We start from the raw sequence: 921 nt of genomic DNA, 5'->3' as shown, positions 1-921 counted from the left end.
TCCTGATACTGGTCATGAACGGCCTTGCGGTCCTGCGCCGCGACGTCAGAGATCCGCGACGAGATGCCGCGGGCCCGTTCTTTGAGTTCGGCGACCGCTTGAAGCGGTTTGGGGTCAGCGCGCAGCGTCAACCGCGTCCCGCGGTTGAAGTCGACTGCACCCAAACCGATATTGACGCGGGCGATCTGGTCTTCGATGCGGTGCGCCTCCTCCTCGGCGATCTGGTAGAGCCGTAGCACCGCGGTGGGAGCCTGCTCGGTGATCAGGCGCAGCATCCGTTCGTGTGCGCTGGGCAGGTCCCGACTGTCGATCCGCCGGCACAACTCGACGTAGTCGTGCACCCTCTCGTCGAAGTTGTCACCGTTGTTCGGTATGGCCTCGGGAAAGTCCCGGTCGAAGGTGGTCAGGATTCTGCTCAGATCCCTGCGCGAGCGCGCGACGCTTTCCCGCAGCAGCGCCTGCTCTTTTTCGATCTGCCGCCACAGTTCGTGGCGGTAAGGCTCTGGTGTCAGCACATCAAGGGTCAGCGGAACCTGCTGCACGTACGATTCGATGCAAGCACGCGAATGCGCGCCCAGCTCAGCGGGTTTGACATGTTCGAGCACGCGCAACAATGCGGTGCGGCGCTCGTCATGAGCTTCGATTCGGTTGTCCAGAACACCGATGCAACCGTTGCGTGCATTGACCTGCTTGCGGTATTCCTCTGACTGGTCCTGTAGTGCTTGCAGGTCCGGATTCTGCTGCATCAGCGTGGTGAGTTGCACTTCGAGCCGTTGGACTTCCGCGTCGGCGGCATCGGTGTCGATCAGGCTCCAATGCTGGAAGTCGTCGTAGAGCGTGCTCCAGCGGCGCGCCTCGGCGTTCAGTCGCTCGCGGTCGGTGTCCATCGTGGTCATCGCATCGGTGGCATCATCCAGGTCC

1 protein-coding gene is annotated in these 921 nt (G+C 62.4%); it reads right to left on the bottom strand.

Annotated features, from left to right (window positions below; all coding sequences use genetic code 11):
* On the bottom strand, positions 1-921 hold a 921-nt coding region (locus RNC47_RS35965), incomplete at both ends, for a hypothetical protein (RefSeq protein WP_311605048.1).

The sequence above is a fragment of the Streptomyces millisiae genome (assembly GCF_031845425.1).
GTDB classification, from domain to species: Bacteria; Actinomycetota; Actinomycetes; order Streptomycetales; family Streptomycetaceae; genus Streptomyces; species Streptomyces millisiae.
Note: the sequence above shows the minus strand (reverse complement) of the source record. Positions and strands in the feature narration are given on the sequence as shown.